Consider the following 17,535-nt stretch of genomic DNA (forward strand, 5'->3'; position numbering starts at 1 on the left):
CGAAGACGAGAAGCTTCTGGACGAAATCTTGAAAGACTATCCGAAGGAAAGGGTGAAATTCATGGAACTGATGCCTGCATGGAAACGTTGGGGATACGAAGAGGGAATGGAAAAGGGGAAGGCAGAAGAGCGGGCAGAGCTCGTCCGCCGAATGCTCGCCAAGGGATTTACCCCGGAACAAGTGGCGGATACTTTCGACATTCCGTTAACCGAAGTGGAGAAAATCGAGAAGCACTGAACGCGGGAAGGCGGGCCGGAGAAGCCTGCGGGATACTAAAATTTCGAATGTGCTTTCATGACAAGCGGTATGAGAATCGAGCGTTTCAGCGGCAGTTCGTCGAAAAGAACCTTCAATTCCACTTAGAGGGTGGCTTGATGGTTCTTTGCCTTACAAAATATCTCATTCCCGTGAAGTCCGTTCCTTCAGCTGCTCGAACTGCTCCGTCGTGAGAACCGGGTCCTTGTCATTGTAGAAAATGTAGACGTCGTCCAGCTTGATGCGGATGTAGGGCGGATTTTTTTTGAACACGTACAGCCGCGTCTTGCCCAGCCCCTTCAACCGAAAATGTCCGCGAGCATGCGCTCCCGTCGCCTCTCCGTTAAGTTTGGTGCCTGATGGAATGTCGTCAACCAGCGTTAACTCCTCGATGTCGGACAGGCTGAAGTCGTAGGAATACATCGGATAATCGATGCTTACCGTGCTGTCCTGCGACAACGTCAACGTTGGCGAGGTCAGCTCCGAACGGATGAGCAGGAACGATACGCCGACGATAACGGCAGCCATAAGTGCCAACGCCCCTCCCATAATCACCTTGCCGGCCATCGTGCCCGTATTAATCGTTTCCCCTAAGCCGATCCTTTTCGTAACCATCAAGCTCTTGTCGTTAGGATTATGGTAGGTGAACCCGTTCGCCCAATATTCGTCGTCGTCCGTGTAGACGACTTTGTCGTCCTGCTCCAGCAGCTCTTGCTCGAGGGCGTGGATTTTGCGGTGCACGTACAGAATCAAACCAATCGGAAGCACCGTGAACGCTATCGTAAGCGCTACCCAGGCTCCGAAGGCGTCCGCTTGCTCGCGGGTGGCGGCCAGATAGATGAGCGCAAAATGGACGTTCTCGACCATCGCCATAACTACCCACAAATAAGACCAGGCGCGTCGCCGCGCTTGATTGAGGCTCAAATTCGCTTCGCTGTTCATGCTGTAGACTTTGGCCTTCGCCCTTCTCATTCCGAGCGAGATGAACAAGAACATTGCGGTTACGGCCATGCCTGCGATGCCGATCCCGAGATAGGCGGTGTCGTCACGAAAGGTCCACATCGCCAGCCCTGCGGATATCGCCAGAGGAACGACAAACAACCATGGAGAGGCGGAGCGCTTGTTCTTCAATTGGGCGACCCGCAGATCGCTGCGGACGACGCGTTTCTCTCCGACGAACCAATCGTTCTCCCGCTTGAGAGCCAGAGTTTCGCGGAACGCGCGTCGAAACGGAATAACCGAGACGACGAAATAACCGCACATCCATAGAAGATAATAGATCGTTTGATAGGCCGGCCAAGCATGCAGCACGGCAACCGGAACGAACAGCGCGAGCGTCGCCAGCTGGTACCGGGCAAACCGTCTGCGGAATCCGGTCCGGATGTCGCGAACCCGTTCATCCTCGGCGGCATGTTCCGGCAGCGTCACGGCGAACAGCATCCCTTTTTTGTAGCGGGACTGGGGATTGTAAGTGGCAATGATGACGATATAGCCGATAGCGGCCGTTAGCAGATAGACGGCGGTAAGAATAGCGATCAACTCTCTTCCCTATGATGGCTAGTGCTGATAGGTCATTTTGGAGAAAATCCGGGAGCATAGCGACTGGAACGCGGATTGATCGACACCCCTGATCGTAGCCTGAGCGATAATTAACTGAAGCTGTTCCTCCAGTTGCTGGGCGTGTACGTCGGCGTTCTGCGTTCGGGGGCTTACCTTCGCCCCGTGCCTCCGATCGATAACGATGTACCCTTCTTGCTTCAGAAGCGCGTACGCTTTGTTCACCGTCATCGTGTTGATGCCCAGATCCCCGGCAAGCTGGCGAACGGTCGGCAGCCTCTCCTGCGCCTCCAATCGGCCGGTCGCGATGCCGATGACGATCTGGTTGCGGAGCTGCTCGTAAAGCGGCGTCTCGCTATCCAATTGCAGCGTGATGACCATAGCGTCTTACACCTCCGAACTTTTTATGTATTATTTATTATAATACAAATGATACTTAAGGAGCAAGCGGAGATCATTTTGCGGCCCAAGGGCGCCTAATACCATGACTTCCCGGGAGGCAAGGAAGAGCTTGTTGAAGTCGGCCCTCCCCTACACCTTTCTGCGTCCCGGCTTTTTTACGCAAAATTTGAATACGACGCATTTGGAGGAAATTCGGGAGGACCGACGGATCTACGTACCCGCGGGCAAAGGAAGAACAAGCTTTATCGATGTTCGCGATTGCCGAGGTAGCGGTCGGGCTTTAACGGAAAACGGCTTCGAGAACCGCGCCTACGAGGAGGTCGCCGCCCGGATGACGGAAGTCGCCAACGCCTCCGCCAGCATGACGCCGCTCAGACGAACGCTGAGCTGGACCGGGCCGGCCGGAGGCTCCGACCACGACGGACCGATTGCGCCGGAAGCGCGATCGATTCCGAGTTCCCGCAGGGTCTCCCCGTTGCGGCGCAAAATGTCCGCCCACGCCTCAGCCCCTTCCGCTCCGCTTGCGATCAGCAGCTTGACGTAGCGGACGAGAATGCCTTTGAACAAGCCGGTGTCGTCGATGCCTTCGTCCGGCAGCATGCCCGTCTCCGGGTCGACCAGGCGGTCGATCGTCGCCCGCGCCGTCCTCTCCGCCTCCCGCAAGTACCGAATTTCTCCCGTATGGGCATGAAGTTCGAGCCCCGCTCCGATCATGACGCCTTGACAGTAAGTGAACGCCCAGTCGTAATCGATGCGACCGTCGCCGAGCCGGTTCATGCCGTCCCACACGAAGCCCGTCTCCGGATCGACCAGATTCTCCAGGTTCCACTCGTAAATTCGTTTCGCCCAAACCAGGTCGTCCTCCGCTCCGAAGCGGGCGTGAAGCCGAGCGGCGAGAATGGCGGCCGGCGCGTTGGCCGGCGTGTTTTTGTAGTCCAGTTGATTTTTGTTCCATGCCAGCCCGCCGCCCATATGTCCGTTCCAGGCAGTTTGGATGTCCGTCCACAGGTCGAGCACGGCCAGCTTGTATTCCTCTTCGCCGGTATGATCGTACATCCTCAGCAGCGCCAGCGCCGTCCATTCCATATCGTCGTAATAATCGTGGCGATACGTGCCGCCGTTGGACGCCTTGAGGCCGCGGGCCAATTCCCGCGCGCGCTCCAAATACTTCTCGTCCCGGCTCCGATCCCACCCGTCGACCAGTACGTCAATCGCGTGCGCCTGCCACCAGTAGTAATAGTTCTCGCCCTCCACGCCTTCCTTGAGCGGATACCATTGATTCATGATAGCCGTCCGCTCGTTCCAGTAATGCCGATAGAAAACCTCCTGAAGCTCCTCGGCCCTCTCCGTCCAGCCGCTCATACCGTCGCCTCCGTCCGCCCGGCGAGCTCCGCAGCTTCAAGCCGCGCGGCCGCCTCCAGCAATAGGATCCCGCTGATCTGCGTCCCCAGCTCGACCGTGTCGCCCGGGGGCTCATTCCAGTTCGGACCGAACAGCGTCCGCTCGGCGTCCCTTCCCTCCGACCATAGCCTATCGGCGTTGCCGGCAACCAGCTTCCCAGGCTCCCCGCCGCGGGACGGATCGGCGAGCGCCAGCTGAGCCAGATAGCGGACGAAAATGCCTTTGAACAGCCCGCCGTCTCCATTTCCTTCGTTCGGCAGCAGCCCGGTCTCCGGGTCGGCCAGTCTGCGGGCGGCCGCGCCTGCCGTTCGCCGGGCGTCCTGCATGTACGCTTCTTTTCCGGTCGCCCGATGCAGCTCGAGCGCCGCGCCGACATACACGCCTTGGCAGTACGTGAACGCCCAATCCTTGTCGATCGCTCCGTCGCCTTGGCGGTTCATGCCGTCCCAGACGAATCCGCTGGCGGGATCCACCAGGTTGTTTTTCTGCCACTCGTAAATTTTAAGCGCCCAATCCAGATCGGCTTGGTCGCCGAACCGTGCGTGCAGCCGTGCGGCCAGAATGACGGCCGGCGCGTTGGCCGGCGTATTCTTGTAGTCGAGCTGGCTCTTCTGCCAGGCGATGCCTCCGCCCATATGCTCGTTCCAGCCGGTCTTGATGTCTTCCCAGAGCAGGAGCGCGGCTTCCTTGTACTTCTCCGTGCCGGTCGCGTTATAGGCTCTGAGCCAGGCGATCGCCATCCATTCCATGTCGTCGTACAGCGCGTTCGGCCATGCGCCGCCGTTGCGCCGGAGCAGCCCTTCGTACAGGTCGTCCAGCAGCCCGGAGTAGCGGGAATCCCCGGTACGCTCCAAGCCGTCCGTCAATGCCTCAACCGCGTGCGCCATCCACCAGTAATGGAAAATCGTATTGCATTCTCCGTTCGGACACGGCGTCTCGATGTCGAACATGCCGATTCCGGCATTCCAGTAACGTTCTACCAGCGCCTGCTGCGCCAGATCGGCCCGAGCGGCCCATGCTTCCGTCTGCTGTCTCATAGATATCACCGCTCCGTTTCTTTATTTAAAACCCAGTCTCTCCAGCTTGGCCGCCTGCTCGACGAGCATGACTCCGCTGAGCTGCGAGCTCAATTGCACGATCGTTTCCGGCGGCTGCGCCCACGACGTGCCGAATCTTGCCTCGTCGCCGGTCCGACCGTAATCCCACAGGCTGGCCGCGTTCGTCAGAATCAGGCTGCCATATTGGCCGCCCCGCTCCGGTTCGCGAATCGCCCATTCGGTCAAATAGCGGACGAGCACGCCCTTGAACAAACCGCCGTCGCCGTCTCCTTCGTTCGGAAGCAGCCCGGTCGCCGGGCTTGCCATCGTGCCAAGCACGTAGTCGGCCGTCTTGTTCGCGTCGTCCCGGTATTTCTCCTCGCCGATCGCCGCGTACAGTTCCATGGCCGCCCCAATAAACACCCCCTGGCCGTAAGTAAACTTCCAGTCCTTGTCGATCGCGCCGTCTCCCGTCCGATTGATTCCGTCCCACACGAGGCCGGATTCGGGATCGACCAGCGTCCGCTTCTGCCAATCGTAAATCTTCAGCGCCCATTGCAGATCCTCGTCCGCGCCGAACACCCGATAGAGTCGGGCAGCGAGAATAACGGCCGGAGCGTTGGCGGGCGTGTTCTTGTAGTCGAGCTGCTCCTTGCGCCACGCGATTCCGCCGCCCATCTCCTCGTTCCAGCCGTCCTTGATATCCGTCCACAGCTCAAGCGCGGCGTCCCTGTATTTGTCGTCGCCCAGCAGCTCGTAGGCTCTCAGCCAGGCGAGCGCCATCCATTCCATATCGTCGTAATAGCCGTTCGTCCATACGCCGGCGTTGCGGTTCTGAATGCCTGCGAACAGCTCGCCGATCCTCTCGCGCACGCCGTCGTCCTTCGTCCGCTCATAGCGATCGAGCAGGGAGTCGGCCGCATGCGCCAGCCACCAGTAATTAAACGGATCGGTGCACGCCTGCAAAATGCAAGGAGACGCATTGTTAAACATGCCCCGCTTGCCGTCCCAGAACGATTGCTCCAGCTCCGCGCCCGCCTCATCGGCCCTCTCGGCCCACAATTCCCGGCCCGCACCGCCTCCCGGCCAGCCCGTCGAGAGCCAGACGAGTACCGCGGTCAGCGCGAGAGCCAGAACGGCGACTCCCGACCCTACGACACGCTTCGGTGCGATGTTCGCCACCTCCTATCCTTTTACGCCGCTGAACGCGATCCCTTGCACGAAATACTTTTGCAGCAAAATAAACAACACGAGAATCGGCAGCGTCGCTACGAGCGCGCCCGCCATCATCGGTCCGAAATCGGTCTGATGGTTGTACGAGAACGCCTGCAAACCCATCTGGATCGTATGCTTTAGCGGATCGTTCAGCACGATCATCGGCCAGAGGAACGAGTTCCAGCCTGCCTGGAAGGTGAAAATCCCAAGCGTCGCCAACGCCGGCTTCGTCAGCGGAAGATAGATTTGCCAGAAAATCCGAAACTCTCCCGCCCCTTCAATCCGCGCCACCTCCATCATGTCGCTCGGCAGCGTCAGGAAAAACTGCCGCATGAAGAACACCGCGAACGAACCCGCAGCGCCGGGAAGGATGATCGCCCAGAACGAGTTCAGCAAGCCATGGCCGCCCGAGCCCGTCCAGTCGTTGCCGCCGACGAACGGTAGATGCATCAGCACGTAGAAGCTCGGAATCATCGTCACGACGCCCGGAATCATCATCGCCATCAGCAGCACGCGAAACAGAGGCTTGTTGAGGCGGAACGTCAGCTTGGCGAACGCATAGCCGGCCAGCGAACCGAGGAACAGGTTGGACAGCACGCCCATGATCGCCAGATAAAAGGAGTTGCCGAAATACCTCAGAAACGGAACGGTCGTAAACGCGTCCCTGTAATGCTCCAGCGTAAAGTGCGAAGGCAGCCACCGGATCGGGAACGCGAAAATTTCATTGTCCGGCTTAAACGAAGTGAGCACGCTCCATAAGAAAGGAAGAAACATGACGAGCGATACGGTCGTAGCCGTGACGTAAAATACGGTCAGACGCAGCGCCCGGCCGGCGCCGGGACTGTAGCCGCCTGCGGCGGATGTCGTTTTCATCACCATTCATCCCCCTTATACGATCGGCTCTTCCGCTTTGGACAGCCGCATGTTGATCAGCGAGAAAATAAGAATCGCCAGCGCGAGCACGAACGCCTGAGCGGACGCGTAGCCCATCTGCAACTGATTAAAGCCCTGCTGGTAGATGAGGTACACGGGCGTCTTCGTCGCGTTCGCCGGTCCGCCCTGAGTCAGTACGAACGCCTGGTCGAACAGCTGCAGCGCGCCGATGATCGACATCGTGCTGACGAGGAACGTCGTCGGCCTGAGCTGAGGCCACGTAATGTAGCGGAACCGCTGAACCGCGTTCGCTCCGTCCAGCTTGGCCGATTCGTACAAATAGTCCGGCACGCCTTGAAGTCCGGCCAAATAGATGACCATATTGGATCCGACCGCCTGCCACAGCGTCACCATAATGACGGAAGCCATCGCCGTTCTCGTCTCCGATAGCCAAGCCGGTCCGGTAACGCCGAAGTAAGACAGGAAGCCGTTCAGCAGCCCGAATTCCGGGTGCAGCACCCACAGCCACACCGTAGCGGCGGCGACCGCCGAAGTCAGCGTCGGCAAGTAGTTCAGCGTGCGGAACACCTTGACGCCCCGGATCGCCTTGTTCAGCAGCAGCGCGATCAGCAGCGAAGTCAAAATGTTCAGCGGCACGAAGATGACGGTGTAAAACAGCACGTTGCGAAACGTCTGCCACAGCAGCGTGTCCGTGTACAGCTTCCGGTAATTGGACAGCCCGACCCAGTCCATCCGGCTCAGCACGTCGTAATTCGTAAAACTCAAATAGAATGCCATAAATACCGGTACGACGGTAAAAACGGAGAACAGCAAAATGGCCGGCGAGATGAACAGGTACGCCATGCGCGCCTGATGGGCGTGCAGCTTGCGGGATCGAATCATGTGCGTTCTTCCTTTCTCCTCGAATTCATCCGGCTACCCGAATGCCGCATACGTCGAGCACGAGCTCGCAGTACATCATGTTCGCCCACGAGAACCACGGCCTCGTGTACTTGGACGCATCGTCCGCGTCGAAGCCTTCGTGCATCATGCCGGCGCCTCCGTCGGTGTACTCCAACAGGTCGAGCAGCCGCAGCTTCTCCTCGGGCTCCCGCGCCGTGAGCCCCTGCATCGCCAGCGCGATCGGCCAGATGTAGCGGTACGGCGTATGCGGGCTGCCGATGCCGGAAGCTTCCTTCCCGGAGAAAAAGTACGGATTGTGCTCGCTGAGAATGAACGCACGAGTTCGAACGTAAGTCGGATCGTCGCTGCCCGCATAGCCGAGATACGGAATCGACAGCAGGCTCGGCACGTTGGCGTCGTCCATCAGCGTATAGCCGCCCAGCCCGTCCGTCTCGTAGGCGTAAATATCGCCGAATTGCGGATGATTCACGATGCCATAGCTGCGGACGCCGGCATCGATCTCGGACGCCAGCCGCTCGGCCTCGGCCTTCAGTTCGCCGTCTCCCAGCACCCGCTCCGCGATCTCGGCCAGCTCGCGCAGCGCCACGACCGCGAACATATTGGACGGAATGAGATAACCGTAGTCGCAGGCGTCGTCGCTCGGCCGAAAACCGGACCAGGTCATGCCCGTCGGGCCTGTAACCGAGCCTTTGCCGTCGCGGGAAAGCGTATCGGTAACCGGACAGTTTCTTCTGACGAAGCGGTAGTCCGAATGTTGTTCGTGGTTTTGTTCCTTCCTCCACAGCTCCAGGATGAGAGCCGCCGCCTTCCTGAACGTCTCGTTGAACTGCGCCGTCGTTCCGGCGTTTTGCCAGAGCAGGTAGGCCAGATGAAGCGGATAGCACAGCGAATCGATCTCGTACTTGCGCTCCCACACGAGCGGACTCATGTCCGTCTCGTCGTTCTGATGGCCTTGGCCGTTAGCGGTTTCGTTAAACGCGTTGGCGTAAGGATCGTGTATGACGTAACGGAGCTGTCTCTCTACGACTCCGAGCAGCAGCCGTTCGAATTCCGGCTCGTTCTTGGCAAGCAACAGATAAGGTCTCGCTTGCGCCGCCGAATCTCTAAGCCACATCGCCGGAATGTCTCCGGTAATGACGAACGTCGTGCCGTCCTGCAGCCGTCGGAACGTCGTTTCTATCGTATTGCGCATGCAGGCGTCGAACATCTCCTGCGTCTTAGGGCGATGCGGCAATTGCCGCTGCACCGAAGCGATCCATTGCTGCAGCGATGCCAGCATGTCGGTCGATTGAACCATCGTTTCCCACACTCCCTTATGTCGTCTCTCTATAGAGAAGAGGGAGGCGAACCTCCCTCTCCCTCTTAGCGGCTGCTCGCTTCGCCTACTTCACGTCCGCGTTGTCCTTCAGAAGCCGGTCTCCTTGCTCCTGCGCCTTCTTGAGCGTCGTCGCCGCATCCTGCTTGCCTTCCAGGAACAGCTGCAGGTTCGGCACGAGACCGTCGCCCTCCATGATCGAGTAGCCCGGATGCTGCGGCCGGATTTTCGCGAACTCGAGCGTATCCAGGAACGGCTGCCACGAAGGATCGTCCTTGAAGAACGGATCGTCCAGCGCCGGCTTGTAGCCCGGAATATTCAAGCTCGTCTTGGCCCACAGCAGCACGTTGTCCTTGTTGGCCAGCCACCACTTGACGAATTCCCACGCCTCTTCCTTATGCTTGGAGCCTTCGCCAATGACGAGACCGAAGCCGCCCATAACGCTTCCCTTGTCGCCGTTCGGACCTGCAGGAGGCGGAACGATGCCGAAATCGAGATCTTGACCGTATTTCTTATAAGTGCTTAACATCCACGGGCCCGTATAGTTCATCGCCAGCTTGCCGGTGACGAATGCGTCGGTGCCTTCGCCCAAGCCTTGTTCGAAGCCGATTTTGTACACTTTGTCCTGGTTCAGCAGCCGGTCCCAGAGGTTCAGGACGGACAATCCTTTATCGTTGTTGAAATCGGTGGCGTCGTTGCTCGCGTTCAGCATCTGGCCGCCCGCTTGTTGGTTATACATGTTGAACAATCCGGCGTCGCCGAGCGAGAAGCCGGCTACTTCCAGCTTGTCGCCGTTCCATTTTGTCAGCGCTTTCGCGGCGGCAGCAAGCTCTTCCCAGTTCGTGGGAGGCTGAAGACCGGCGTCCGCGAACATTTTCTTGTTGTAGAACAGCGCCCGCGCGTCCACCGTCAGCGGAAGACCGTACAGCTTGCCGTCATGGGAAAGCTCTTTGAGCGCTTCGTCGTAATAGTCGGCCGTGGAGATTCCGTCTCTGGCCATATATTCGTCGATCGGGTGCAGCACGTTCTTCGGCGCGTACAGGTTCGTCCGCCAGCGGTCCCAGAACATGACGTCCGGCGAGCCGCCGGACGTAGCAGCCGTCAGGAACTTCGTGATCATATCCTGCTGCAACACGTATTTCACGCGGATTTTGTCCTGCGACTTGTTGAACGCGTCGACCATCGTCTCGAACTGCTTCTGCCCTTCGCCGCCCCAGTCGCCCCAGAACGTAAGCTCGACGACTCCGCCTCCTCCGGAGTTCGATTGGCCTCCTCCGCTCGATGGCGAAGCAGCCCCGCCTCCTCCATTGCCGCCGTTGTTGCCGCTGCACCCGGCCAATACCGCAAGCACCATGGCGCAGGTCAATAGGATGCCTATCCACTTCTTCATTTTCGACAGCCCCTTATCCAAGTTTTTAAGCGCTTACACATAGTATATTAATTCGAATAAGATAATATGTCAACATAAAGTTGAAGTTATATTATATATCAACATAATGAATTTCAAATCTAATTCGTCATTCGACGACAAAAGGAGAAAACGAACAAGAGAAAGCCCGAATACGGATTCGAGCTTTCTCTCGGCAACGGACTATTCGGCTTTAAAGGTACGAAGCAAGTACGGGCGCCAGGTTACGCCGTCGTAGAATCCCCTTGAACGATCGAGAACGGAACGGTGTTGTTGAAGGAAATCTCCTTCATGTCCCACAGCATCTGGAGCAGATCCGCGGCCCGGCGTCCCATCGCGAATTCGTCCTGGCTGACATGCGTGAACAAATATTTGTTGAACGGACTGTGCGGGGAATCGAAGCAGACGATGCTGCAATCTTCGGGAATGCGCTTGCCCATGGACAGCAGCACCTCTCGCAAGATGAGCGCCAAATTGTATTCGACGGCGACGAACGCGGTCAAATCCGGGTTCATCTCGACGAATTTCTTCACGTTGGCGAAGTCGACCTGTACGTTGCGTTCCTCGAACGAACGGGGCACGGAGCTGAACAGATTCGTCATCAGATGCTGCGGATTCATCCGCAGTCCGTGCTGGTTCAGCGCGTCCGTGTAGCCTTGGATGCGGTCCTCGATCGTCGACGTATTTTCTGCGGGCAGCGTGATAAAGCCGATCTCCGTATGACCGCGGTCAAGCAAATGCTTCGTCAGCTCGAACGCCGCCAGACGGTTGTCCGTATATACGGAGCAGGCGGCCAGCCCCTTCAGATACCGATCGACGAACACGAGCGGATGCTTGTCGAGCACGAGGCGCAGCAGCTCCGAATTGTAGTGTTCCCCATGCACCGGAAAAATGATAAATCCGTCGACGCCAAGCTGAAGGAACGAGCGAATCGCCTCTTCCTCCTCTTCGCCCTTGTCGTACGTAATCTTCATCAGCATCCGGCAGCCCAGCTCGGACAGCCGCTCCTCGACGCCGTGGATCATCCGCAGGCCATACGAATCGGCGAAGTCGGGCAGGATTAGGCCGACCAGCTTCCAGCTTTGCGGATACGACTTCCGCGCGCCCTGGATCTGCTCCGGCTCGGGCAGCGTCTCGGCGACGAAGGAGCCTTTGCCCTGCACGCGCTCGATCAGGCCGTCCGCGGACAGCATTTCGAGCGCCTTCTTCGACGTAATGCGGCTGACGTTGAACTGGTCGGCCAGCTCCTTCTCCGAAGGAACGCGCCCTCCGCGGGGCAACTCGCCGCTTTTGATTTTTTCCAGCAGATAGTGGTAGATTTGCTCGTACAGTGGTCCGTCCATTCAACCATCCCTTGATGTATCATGATATATCAACTATACCTAAAATCACGAAACCTATCAAGATGAAAATCTCAGTCGATACGGCGTTATAGACGAACGAAAAAGAGCGGGCCGCCCCGCTCTCCTGAAAACAATGATTTTTCTTTTTGAACGCTACCCCTTAACCGCCCCAGCCGTAATGCCGCCGGTAATTTTCCGCTGGAAGATCATATAGAAGAGCAGCACCGGGCCCATCGAGACGAGCAGGGCGGCGAACAGCGGGCCCCATTCCGTCCGGTACTGCATCTCGCTCTGCATGACGGCGATGGCGACCGGAATCGTGTATTTCGTAGGGTCGTTCACGAGAACAAGCGCAAATATATATTCATTCCAGATGTTCAGGACAGTGATGATCGACACCGAGACCAGTCCCGGTTTCACAAGCGGCAGCATTATCCGGAAGAATGTTCCGTAATGGGAAGCGCCGTCGATGGCAGCCGATTCCTCCAGCTCCTTCGGCAGCTGCTTGAAGAATCCGACCAGCACGAACACCGCGAACGGAACGGCCGTCACCGTGTAGATGATAATGAGGCCCAGCGCCCGGTTGGTCAGGTACAGATCGTCCATCAGGAAAAACAGCGGGATCATCCCGAGGAAAGCCGGAATCATCATATAAGAAAGATACGAGTAGTACAGCAGGCCGCTTCCCCGGAAAGCGTACCTGGCGATCACGTAAGCGGTCGTAGCGGACAACAAGGCGCCCAGCAGCGTGCTTACGATCGTAATGACCAGCGAGTTGACGAAATAATGTCCGAAGCTGTATTTCTCCCACACGTAGGAGAAGTTGGACCAGATCAGCGGCAGGTCGGGCAGGTTCCACGGCCGGCCGAGCAGAAATTGCGGATTGTCCTTCAGCGCGCTCAGGACTGTCCAGACGACTGGATACAATACGCCCAGAGCCCAGAGGAACAGGCTGCTCTGCATCAGCCAGCGGGACCCGCTGAATTTCGTTCGCCTCTTCATCGGCATACCCCCTCTATGTCAGTTCTATGTTTTCCCGGTTCATGAGCTTCTGCAGCGCGACGGTCGTGATGAACGACAGAATGAGAATCAGGACGCCGATCGCCGAGCCGTAGCTGAACTTGCCGAACTTGTACGCGTTCATGTACAAGTACGAGCCCATGACTTGCGTAGCGTTGTCGACTCCGCCTTCGAACGTCATGATCGTGACGATGACGAACGAGCCGCTCAGCGTTGTCATGACGATCCAGAGCACGGACGTCTTGATCTGCTCCCAGGACAGCGGAAGCGTAATGAGCCGGAACTGCCGCCATTGCGAGGCGCCGTCGATCTCGGCCGCTTCGTACAGGGACGACGGAATCGCGAGAATGCCGGCGATCATCAGAATGATCGTGAAGCCGACGCCGGCCCAGATCGAAGGCGGCAGCAGCGCAAAGATCGACCATTTGTCTCCAAGCCAGGCGAAGTCGTACGTCTTCCCCGTAATCGCGGAAATCGCCGAATTCAGGAAGCCGACGTTCGGATTGTACACATAACGCCACAGCACGCCGACGACAACGACGGACAGCACGTTCGGAATGAAGAAGATCGTCCGGTAGAAGCCCGAGCCCTTAATATTGAAGCGGGTCAACGCGACGGCGAAAAAGACGGAAATCAGCATAAAGCCGATTATTTTGCCGAACACGAGAATGTAGTCGTTGCGGATCGTCTTCGGAATGACGTCGTCGTTCATCATTTCCTTGAAGTTGTCCAGTCCGATAAAATTGTAAGTCTCGGAGCCTCCGGACCAGTCGAACAGACTGAGATAGATGCCCTTAAACAGCGGATAGATGCCGAAGACGAGGTACAGCAGCAGCGTCGGCAAAATAAACGACAGAATGAACACATTGCGCTTCATTCTCGCGGAACCGGCACGTTTGGCGTTGTTCATAGGGACCTCCGTTGATGACCGGCGGAACGATAGCCGGGGCGAAGCCGCCCCGATTATCGTTTCCGCGAACCGGTTTCCTATTTATTTTCCTTGGAACGGATCTTCTCCGTCGCTTTCTCCATCCGGTCGATCCACTCTTCCGTCGTAATGTCGCCCTTCGTCAGCGCCAGCGTCGCGTTGTTGCGCTCCGTTACGAGCTCTTCCGGAATGACGACCTCCGGCGAGACGACCGTGCTGTCCGAGTTATAAAATCTCGAAGCTTCCTTCGTCAGCGCAGGCGCGTTCGTCGCTTCCAGATCCGCCTTGATGTTCGACGGCGCCTTGGACAGCTCCGCCCACGACTTGCCGTGCGCTTCGGTGTACAGGAATTGCAGGAACGCTTTGGCCGCGTCCGGATTTTTCGCCTTCTTGGCGATCGCCACCGTAGCGACGTACGGGTTGGCTACGTATTTGCCGCCGTTGTCCTGCGTAATCGAAGGCAGGAAGCCGAAGTCGAAGCCGGCAGGGGTGTCGTTCGCCATCTCGCTCTCTACCCACAGGCCGTTCGGGATGAACGCCGCTTTATGCTGCAGCCATTGCGATTGGGAATCGGTATGGTTAAGCGCCGGCGAGCCTTTGTCGAAGAAGCCCTTGTCGCGCATCTGCACGATTTTGTCCAGAGCCTTCTTGACCGGTTCGCTGCTCCATACGCCAGCTTCGAGCGAATTGATTTTCTTCACGATGGAAGTGTCGTAGCCGTTCATCGCGACGATAGCCGGATCGAGCAAGCCTCCGTTGATGTAGTATGGATAGACGCCGGTGTGGATGTAGACGCTCATCTGGCCGTCCGCCTTGATCTTGTCTCCGAGTGCCAGGAAGCTTTCGAAATCCTTCGGCGCTTCCCAACCTTTGTCCTTAAAGAGCGCTTTGTCGTAGAACGTGCCCCACGAGCCGAATACGAGCGGAACGGCATGAACCTTGCCGGCCTGATACTCTTCCGGTTGCGCGATCAGCATGTCGCTGAGCAGCTTGCCGTCGGAGTTTTGCGCCGTCTTGAACCAGTCCGTAAGGTCGAGCAGTTGATCGTCGGTCACCATCTGTCTCGTGTTGGAGCCGGCGCCGTCGATGTAGACGAAATCCGGCGGGCTGCCTTGAATCCAGCGCGGCTTCATCTGGTCGTTGATTTTCGGTCCGGCCGATTCCTTGATTTTCAGATCCGGGTGGAGCTGCTGGAACTCCCCGATGACTTCCTTCCACCAGGCGTCGCCGTAACCGCCGACGAAATACTGAATTTCGAAGTCTCCGGTCAGCTTGACGCCCTCCGGGGCTGAAGCGCTTTCAGAGGGCTTCGCGCTCTCGGACGCCTTCGGGCTCGCCGCCGGCGAAGATTCGCTCCCCTTCTCCTTGCTGCCTCCGCATGCGGACAGGACAAGGGTAAGCATCAGCAGAACAGAACCCCACGTCATCGTTTTTCTAAACAATCTCGACACGAAAAAGACCTCCTTGATATCGATGTATGATGGCTTGCAAGTTCATCATAATCGTTAACTAGGAGGATCCGAATCGAATATCGTCCTGCAACGCGTAGAAAAAAGTACTGCGTTACGGCTTGCGGCTGAGCGCGATTTCCTGCAGCCGGTCCAGCGCCTGGCGCGGGCTCATCGGACCGGACAGCACTGCCTGCCCCATGTTTCTCGTCGCATCCAGCACGGTGGACCATGCGGGCTCGTGAATCGGGTAGAAGCGCGCCCGTTGCAAGGCCTCCAGATTTTGCGTCATCGCCGGGTTGTTCAGACTGAGATTGTCCCCGACCGTCCGGGTGACCGGCAGGAAGCCTTCGCGCAAGATCAGCTCCTCGTAACGATCGTCGTCATAGAGAAAATCGAGAAACAGGGACAGCGCCTTGCGATCGGTATGATCCGTCTTGAACGAGATCAGCACGTCCTGCACGCCGAACACGAACGGCGCGACGCCTTCGCGGACGGGAATCGGCCCTTTGCCCCATCTCAAGCCTTTGTACTCGTACGGCACGACCGCTTCGAAATAGTTGCCGGAGATCATCATCCCCAGCTTCCCGTTGCCGAGAATGCGCTGCTTCTCGTCCCGCGTCGTCACCGTCGGCTCGGCGTCCGTCAAGCCTTGCTCATACAGCCGCTTCAGGAACGACAGTCCTTCGACGTTGGCCTCGGAATTGATCGCCCACTTGCCGTCCTGCATCCAGCCTCCGCCCGCCCCGATGAAGAAATACGTCAAATAAGCCCAAATCTCGTTGTCGGTCAGATCGACGCCGAAGCCTTCGACGCGCAGCTTGTCCTTGATCTGCCGCGCCGCCTGCTCCAGCTCCGGCCAAGTGTCCGGCGGCTCGGCGAGACCGGCTTCCTCGAACAAGTCCTTGTTGTAGTACAGTTCCCTGACGGTGGACACGTACGGAATCGAATACTGCACGCCGCCCACTCGATGCGGGTCCGCCAGAAAAGGATACAGCTTCTCCTCCAACGCGGGAGACAGCAGCTCGTCCATGCGGTTGAGCAGCCCGTCCTGGACGAAATGCGCGTACAGGTTCGACAGCAGCAGATCGGGAGGCTGATCCCGGCTGATCATCGTCTTGTAGACGCTGTCGATAATGTCCCAGTTGATCACCTGCAGCTCGATGTCGATGTGCGGGTACTCGGATTCGAACTCGTTGACCAGATTTTCGAAATACGGCTTGGTCGCGCTGCTGTAGTCGGCTACGACGAATTTAATGAGCGACTTCTTCTCGACTTTCGTCGCGGCCGGCGGGGCGCTTCCCATGCCCGCGTATCGGACGATCAGCACCGTTGCCAGCGATATGAGCAGCAGCGCCAGTCCGATTGTCGCTATCGACGATTTGTTCATCCGGTCGACCTGGCCCCCTCTCGATTGAACTTAATCCACTAACGGAAAGAGCAGCTCCTGGTTGCCCTGCGTATACAAATTATCCTTCGTAATGACGTGCGCCTCGATGCTCAGCCGCGGATCGAGCTTAACGCCCCGAAGCGCCCGCGCGGCCGACTCGATCGCCAGGTAGCCCATATTGAACGGCTTCTGAACGACCGTCGCCTGCAGCGTGCCTTCCTCCAGCAGCTTGATCTCGTAGATCGAGCTGTCGAAGCTGACCAGCTTGACGCGGCCCGAGAGACCTCGCTCCTTGATCGCCTTGGCCGCTCCGACCGTCGCCTGTTCGTTCAAGCCGACAATGCCCCGCAGATCCGGGAATTGGTCGAGCAGCATTCCCGTCCTCACGTAAGCATCGTCCTCCTGCCCCCCGAATTCGTGCATGCCGACATAATCGACGACCGGCGTCTCCGCGAACGCCTCCTCCAGCCCTCTCAGCCGCTCATGCTGGGCAGGCGTTCGGGTGCGGTCGCCCAGCACGGCGACCTGGAACGTCGTCTTCTCCAGCGGCGAAATCATGCTCTTCCCTGCGATGCGACCCGCTTCCGCATGATCGGTCGCGACCAGGCTGAGCGGCTGACCGCCCGGCACGTCCGCGTCGATCAGAATCAGCTTCGCTCCCGAACGCTTCACGTCGCGGACCGCGTCTTCGAGCCTGAGCGGATCGGTCGCGCCGAGCACGAAGGCATCGGGCTTCTTCGCCAGCGCTTCCCCGATCATCCGAATTTGGCCGTCAGAGTCCGTATCGGACAGCGGCCCTGTAATCTCGATATCGACGTCGAGCTCCTTCGCGGCCAGCTCCATTCCTTCCCGCACCGTCCGCCAATATTCGGAGCGGAAATCCGTCGTCTTGAGCACGACGGCGATTTTTTTGTCCCTCTCTCCCGCCAGACGCAGCGTGTCCACGCCGTAGACGACGAGCAGAGCCGTCAGCGCGAGCAGAAGCAGCGCCGTTAACGACCTTTTTCCCGAACTCATG

The 17,535-nt window shown here is 58.2% G+C and carries 15 protein-coding genes and 1 pseudogene; 1 reads left to right on the top strand and 15 read right to left on the bottom strand.

Going from position 1 to position 17,535, the window contains the following annotated elements; translation table 11 throughout:
* Positions 1-238 (top strand): annotated as a pseudogene (locus ACESLM_RS23785) (hypothetical protein); the annotation flags it as partial.
* A 162-nt stretch (positions 239-400) separates the two neighbouring features.
* Here the strand turns inward: ACESLM_RS23785 and ACESLM_RS23790 are convergent.
* The 15 genes from ACESLM_RS23790 to ACESLM_RS23860 form a co-directional block, all read right to left on the bottom strand.
* The gene (locus ACESLM_RS23790; protein WP_372635193.1) at positions 401-1,795 is read right to left on the bottom strand and encodes a hypothetical protein; all 1,395 of its coding nucleotides are present in this window, start codon (positions 1,793-1,795) and stop codon (positions 401-403) included.
* Positions 1,796-1,813: 18 nt separating this feature from the next.
* On the bottom strand, positions 1,814-2,194 hold the full coding sequence (locus ACESLM_RS23795) for a GntR family transcriptional regulator (RefSeq protein WP_372635196.1): 381 nt from the start codon (positions 2,192-2,194) through the stop codon (positions 1,814-1,816).
* A gap of 330 nt (positions 2,195-2,524) precedes the next feature.
* Positions 2,525-3,577, bottom strand: coding sequence for a glycoside hydrolase family 76 protein (locus ACESLM_RS23800; protein ID WP_372635199.1), 1,053 nt, complete (start codon positions 3,575-3,577; stop codon positions 2,525-2,527).
* Complete coding sequence (locus ACESLM_RS23805) at positions 3,574-4,653, bottom strand: glycoside hydrolase family 76 protein (RefSeq protein ID WP_372635202.1); 1,080 nt, start codon at positions 4,651-4,653, stop codon at positions 3,574-3,576. Before ACESLM_RS23805 ends, ACESLM_RS23800 begins: the two co-directional genes overlap by 4 nt.
* 21 nt (positions 4,654-4,674) lie before the next feature.
* A complete protein-coding gene (locus ACESLM_RS23810) occupies positions 4,675-5,835 on the bottom strand; it encodes a glycoside hydrolase family 76 protein (protein ID WP_372635205.1) in 1,161 nt (386 codons plus the stop codon).
* A 3-nt stretch (positions 5,836-5,838) separates the two neighbouring features.
* Complete coding sequence (locus tag ACESLM_RS23815; protein WP_372635208.1) at positions 5,839-6,741, bottom strand: carbohydrate ABC transporter permease; 903 nt, start codon at positions 6,739-6,741, stop codon at positions 5,839-5,841.
* Positions 6,742-6,756: 15 nt separating this feature from the next.
* Positions 6,757-7,644, bottom strand: coding sequence for a carbohydrate ABC transporter permease (locus ACESLM_RS23820; protein ID WP_094050347.1), 888 nt, complete (start codon positions 7,642-7,644; stop codon positions 6,757-6,759).
* Positions 7,645-7,669: 25 nt separating this feature from the next.
* Positions 7,670-8,962, bottom strand: a complete 1,293-nt coding sequence (locus ACESLM_RS23825; protein WP_372635212.1) for a glycoside hydrolase family 125 protein — start codon at positions 8,960-8,962, stop codon at positions 7,670-7,672.
* Between the two features lie 85 nt (positions 8,963-9,047).
* On the bottom strand, positions 9,048-10,370 hold the full coding sequence (locus ACESLM_RS23830) for an ABC transporter substrate-binding protein (protein WP_372635215.1): 1,323 nt from the start codon (positions 10,368-10,370) through the stop codon (positions 9,048-9,050).
* A 242-nt stretch (positions 10,371-10,612) separates the two neighbouring features.
* Positions 10,613-11,731 carry a GntR family transcriptional regulator gene (locus ACESLM_RS23835; RefSeq protein WP_372635218.1) on the bottom strand — a complete coding sequence of 373 codons (1,119 nt, stop codon included), beginning with the start codon at positions 11,729-11,731 and terminating at the stop codon, positions 10,613-10,615.
* 153 nt (positions 11,732-11,884) lie between these two features.
* A complete protein-coding gene (locus tag ACESLM_RS23840) occupies positions 11,885-12,733 on the bottom strand; it encodes a carbohydrate ABC transporter permease (protein ID WP_372635220.1) in 849 nt (282 codons plus the stop codon).
* A gap of 13 nt (positions 12,734-12,746) precedes the next feature.
* Entirely contained in the window at positions 12,747-13,661 is a 915-nt protein-coding gene (locus ACESLM_RS23845) for a carbohydrate ABC transporter permease (RefSeq protein WP_372635223.1), read from the bottom strand.
* A 77-nt stretch (positions 13,662-13,738) separates the two neighbouring features.
* On the bottom strand, positions 13,739-15,130 hold the full coding sequence (locus tag ACESLM_RS23850; RefSeq protein ID WP_372635225.1) for an ABC transporter substrate-binding protein: 1,392 nt from the start codon (positions 15,128-15,130) through the stop codon (positions 13,739-13,741).
* A 112-nt stretch (positions 15,131-15,242) separates the two neighbouring features.
* Positions 15,243-16,517: an ABC transporter substrate-binding protein gene (locus tag ACESLM_RS23855; RefSeq protein WP_372635228.1), complete on the bottom strand. Its 1,275-nt coding sequence runs from the start codon at positions 16,515-16,517 to the stop codon at positions 15,243-15,245.
* 30 nt (positions 16,518-16,547) lie between these two features.
* The gene (locus ACESLM_RS23860; protein ID WP_372635231.1) at positions 16,548-17,534 is read right to left on the bottom strand and encodes a substrate-binding domain-containing protein; all 987 of its coding nucleotides are present in this window, start codon (positions 17,532-17,534) and stop codon (positions 16,548-16,550) included.
* Between the last annotated feature and the right edge of the window lies 1 nt (position 17,535).

Origin of the sequence: Cohnella sp., from assembly GCF_041641335.1 — a bacterium.
In the GTDB taxonomy this organism is placed as follows: domain Bacteria; phylum Bacillota; class Bacilli; order Paenibacillales; family Paenibacillaceae; genus Cohnella.